The following is a 3,890-nucleotide window of genomic DNA, read 5'->3' as shown; positions in this document are numbered from 1 at the left end:
GCTAGTCTAGAGCCTTAAAAATACTAATGATTCTAATAATTTTGTGGATATATGCCTGGGAAAATCACTAATCACTTCTATTTTTATATAGTTCTACTAAATAGAAAAATAAAAGATCGCCTTATATTTATAATTTAGATTATTCCTCTTCAGTAGGTTGTTCTTCCCTGTTCTTACAAAATACCCCAGATGTCATGCCTGAACTATTCATGCTCTGATTTTGACGATCAAGAAAATTCTGGGCAATCGTAGCCATCATGGAAGCCATATTCAGCTGACTGTTTTCTTGAGAAGCTTTCAAAATATTCTCATAGGCTTGAATACGGTCACATAGAGCCTGACGCTCAGCATTGATGCTGGGTTTCTGTTCCCCTGTATGAGGCTCATCCAGAACAGCTTTGGTTTCATTCACAATACGGGTCTGGTCAGCAATATACTGGTCGTATTGTTCCTGAGTCATACTTTCAGCCACGGCGTAATTCATTAAGAATACGCCGTTAAGTCCTAGCCAAATGATACCAGCAAGCTTCTTCATTCCTGACCTTCTTTCCAGACATCTTCATAATCATCAGCATCGATCATGAAACGATAGCCTTGTTCCAAGGCCAGATACGGCAGAACGTCTGGCGCGATATCCTGCAATTCTCGCACTGTCATCAGTTCGAAATCTGCATCACTAGACACTTCTTCACCACCATAGATATACCAGCTGACTTTGCTTGCTATATCTGGTGCTTTGCGAATACCAACAATAGGATCCTGATTTAAAGTATGGACAGCCACAGCAATTACATCATCCCCACTCACTTCAACATAGGTAGAGCCAACTTCTTCACACAGTAATTTCTGTTCTGCAATAAGTTCTTGAAGTGGTGAAAGTTTCTGGGTGTTTTTTGACATGGCGTCATTACTCTAAATTCAATGCGCCCTAAGTGTAGCCTAATTTTTATAATTCTGAATGTGCTTTTTGTCGCTTGATACATGACATCTGCCTATAAAAATTCAGGCAGATGCCGGATTTTCAAATTATTTGAATACCTTGAAACGCTCCAAGTCAGAAATGTAGTCTTTGTCACGAGACTCGCCTTCTACTGAACCGAATACCAGCTGTGCACGAAGTTTCCAGTTTGTTGGAACTTCCCATTCTGCATGCACCTGCTCATCAACAATCGGGTTGTAATGCTGCAACGATGCCCCTAAACCTTCAGTGTGCAATGCTGTCCAGGTAGCAAACTGCGCCATTGCAGTAGAATGCTCTGCCCAGATCGGGAAGTTTTCTGCATAAGATGGGAACTGCGCTTGCAGACCTTTTACCACCTCTTGATCTTCAAAGAACAAAATAGTGCCGAAGCCTGCCGCAAAGCTTGCCATTTTCGCAGTAGTTTTTGCTGCACTCTCTTCATCCTTGACATAGCTTTTTAATTTGTCTGCAACAAAGCCCCAGAATTTTTCATGCTCACCATTAAACAGGATCACAGCACGTGAAGATTGCGAGTTAAATGAAGATGGACTTTGCTTAATTGCATTTTGAATCAAATCAGTCAGGTACTCAGGAGATTGTGAAACATTCTTGCCAATGGCATATACAGTACGGCGTTTTGTAATTAAATCTAAAAACTGATTCGACATTATGGAAAATCCTTGGATATATCTTCGAGAAAATTTGAACCATCCAGTAATTTTATTAAGTTTTTCTTATTCAAAAGAAAAACCAACTTGATTGGATGACTTTGTATACCTTAAGAAAAAATAGCTGAGATTGCTACGCTATTTTCTTGATAATTATATACATGATACAAATAAGCAAAATTGATTCCAACATACCCCTCTAGTATTCTATTTTATAAAGCAAAATCAGAATGATAACCTAAATTTGCTTAGGCTATTTCATATAAACCCAAAATACCTTTTATATCAACCGGTAAAAATAATCCTCCGCTTGGGAGGATTATTGAATCATGAAATTTTCAATAAAAGCTTAGAGTTTTGCATTCAGCACATTCGCAGGAACTTTAGCTTTCCAGAGTTCACGCAGTGTCGGCAGATAGAATTTCTCACCAATTTCGATGAGCTCAGCATCGATCAAGGCATGGATATCGTGCATAAACAGATAGTCTAGTTCGACTGTAGAAAGTTTTAGATGCTTCTTCTGATATTCCTTACGTTTTTGTTGTGTCTGACGAATCAATTGGTCTGCAAAAGCTTTATCCTTAAACTGGCTAATCGCCCCTAAACGCAGCTCAATAATGCCCCAGCCAGCTAATAACATCTGGAAAGTTTCAAAATCTTCAGACGTGGATTCCCATGTCATTTCATCCAGATTTTCATTTTCAGGCAGCACAGGAAGCAGCAGTTCCATCACACTTGGGAAAATCTTCTTAAAGTTCAGAATAAATTTAACAGGATGCTCACCTGGATAATCCTTGAATTGCACCTTCTTTTGAACATCTATTAAATAAATATCGAGCATTGAAAATTTTCCTGGATAAGATACTGTTTTACAAAAACTTAATTTCTCACTTGTAAAATTCTTGCAAAACTGTAATAAAAAGCGGTGTGCATTTTAGCAATTATGACATCTTATTCAACGTTAATTAAATATTTAGCTGTGGTATTGGATTTTTTAACTGCTTGAGCTTGGGCTTTGGTAGTCTGTGCCCTAGCTGGGGCGTGAGGCTCCTTGTAATAGTGTAAATAGCCTGGCTCATAGCTATAACTTACAACTGCAGCATCACAGTCAATTTCGTCCAATTCTTCCATATCGTAGATTTCAGACATGCCATGATTTTTCTTCATAAATGCAGCGGCCTGTTTGTAAGTGAGTTTCTTTTTAGAAACCAATAACTCTTCTTTCCAACTTCCACCAAGAATATCTTTAGAGTTGAAATAGTAACAAATCTCACTAGGAGCCTTTGTTTTTGGATATTGAGCATTCGCTGCAAAATTAATTAAACCAAGCCCTAAAATTACCCCAATAATTTTCGTTAATTTCTTCATTTCTTAAATTTCAAATAAAAAGTAGAAATTAAATTCTATGTATTACTACACCTCTAAAAAAATGGCATAAGTTATTTAATTATAATAAATTAGTATTATATAAATTAATGGAAAAGTCCTGTATATGTTCAATTTATAACACTTGTGCCACAACACGCAGTGATACATTCAGGTACAAACGGCGCATTCTTAGAGCTTAATAGATTCGTCAGCACCCCACCGTTTAATTTCACCGAAGAACACTTCTACATCATGCTCAACCACAATATGATAAAGCTCATGCTCGATCAAACGACAGAAATGAAGAAATCAGGTTTTAACCCTTCCTTTGACTGTTTTTACAACACATTTATTCTCGGCAATAAAAAAAGCCCACAATTACTGTGGGCTTTCCCCTGAATCATTTTGCGCTGATTTTAGGGTTGTTGAAAAACGTATTCACTATAGCTAAACCATAGAAAACTCAAACAAATATATAAATTTAATATAGTTAAATACATAAAATATCTTAAGAATTAAAGTAATCCAAAAATTGTGATTGGACATTAATCTTTGTTTTCTACCCATATAAAAAACCCGCTCATTGAGCGGGCTTAACAGATGGGTATGAATTATTCAATTTTACTGACTTTACCGCTTCCTAGGCATTCAGCACACTGTTTACCATCTACGACATCATAGCCACTTCCCTTGCAGCTATTACAATTTTTGGCAACATACTCTGAGTATGCATCATCATCGTGATATGGTTCTTCTATGTCAAAATCATCATCAAAATCTACCATTGCCCTTACCTCGTTTTTCTAATTATCAGGGAACTTATATTAGTAATCTGTAAGCATCCGGCTAACACAGCCTTACCAAGCGATCCTATAAGCCTTAATTTAGTTCCC

6 protein-coding genes and 1 pseudogene are annotated in these 3,890 nt (G+C 37.1%); all 7 read right to left on the bottom strand.

Annotation, left to right across the window (positions count from 1 at the left end; all coding sequences use genetic code 11):
* Window positions 1–139 precede the first annotated feature (139 nt).
* The gene (locus tag GW12_RS04875; RefSeq protein WP_034584264.1) at window positions 140–535 is read right to left on the bottom strand and encodes a hypothetical protein; all 396 of its coding nucleotides are present in this window, start codon (window positions 533–535) and stop codon (window positions 140–142) included.
* On the bottom strand, window positions 532–900 hold the full coding sequence (locus GW12_RS04870; RefSeq protein ID WP_034584261.1) for a hypothetical protein: 369 nt from the start codon (window positions 898–900) through the stop codon (window positions 532–534). The genes GW12_RS04875 and GW12_RS04870 overlap by 4 nt, the downstream gene beginning before the upstream one ends.
* 126 nt (window positions 901–1,026) lie before the next feature.
* Complete coding sequence (locus tag GW12_RS04865; protein WP_034584258.1) at window positions 1,027–1,629, bottom strand: nitroreductase family protein; 603 nt, start codon at window positions 1,627–1,629, stop codon at window positions 1,027–1,029.
* A gap of 349 nt (window positions 1,630–1,978) precedes the next feature.
* Window positions 1,979–2,470: a hypothetical protein gene (locus GW12_RS04860; protein WP_034584256.1), complete on the bottom strand. Its 492-nt coding sequence runs from the start codon at window positions 2,468–2,470 to the stop codon at window positions 1,979–1,981.
* A gap of 110 nt (window positions 2,471–2,580) precedes the next feature.
* Window positions 2,581–2,997: a hypothetical protein gene (locus GW12_RS04855; RefSeq protein WP_034584253.1), complete on the bottom strand. Its 417-nt coding sequence runs from the start codon at window positions 2,995–2,997 to the stop codon at window positions 2,581–2,583.
* Between the two features lie 128 nt (window positions 2,998–3,125).
* Window positions 3,126–3,297: pseudogene (locus tag GW12_RS16195) on the bottom strand (putative metallopeptidase); the annotation flags it as partial.
* Window positions 3,298–3,608: 311 nt separating this feature from the next.
* Window positions 3,609–3,782, bottom strand: a complete 174-nt coding sequence (locus tag GW12_RS15865; protein ID WP_171077664.1) for a hypothetical protein — start codon at window positions 3,780–3,782, stop codon at window positions 3,609–3,611.
* Window positions 3,783–3,890 lie beyond the last annotated feature (108 nt).

This window comes from Acinetobacter sp. HR7, from assembly GCF_000773685.1.
GTDB classification, from domain to species: domain Bacteria; phylum Pseudomonadota; class Gammaproteobacteria; order Pseudomonadales; family Moraxellaceae; genus Acinetobacter; species Acinetobacter thermotolerans.
The sequence above is the reverse complement of the archived record's forward strand: the minus strand, read 5'-3'. Positions and strand labels throughout refer to the sequence as shown.

Coding starts and splice junctions, on each gene's coding strand:
- GW12_RS04875 (WP_034584264.1), bottom strand. CDS start 535: ATGAAGAAGCTTGCTGGTATCATTTGGCTAGGACTTAACGGCGTATTC.
- GW12_RS04870 (WP_034584261.1), bottom strand. CDS start 900: ATGTCAAAAAACACCCAGAAACTTTCACCACTTCAAGAACTTATTGCA.
- GW12_RS04865 (WP_034584258.1), bottom strand. CDS start 1,629: ATGTCGAATCAGTTTTTAGATTTAATTACAAAACGCCGTACTGTATAT.
- GW12_RS04860 (WP_034584256.1), bottom strand. CDS start 2,470: ATGCTCGATATTTATTTAATAGATGTTCAAAAGAAGGTGCAATTCAAG.
- GW12_RS04855 (WP_034584253.1), bottom strand. CDS start 2,997: ATGAAGAAATTAACGAAAATTATTGGGGTAATTTTAGGGCTTGGTTTA.
- GW12_RS15865 (WP_171077664.1), bottom strand. CDS start 3,782: ATGGTAGATTTTGATGATGATTTTGACATAGAAGAACCATATCACGAT.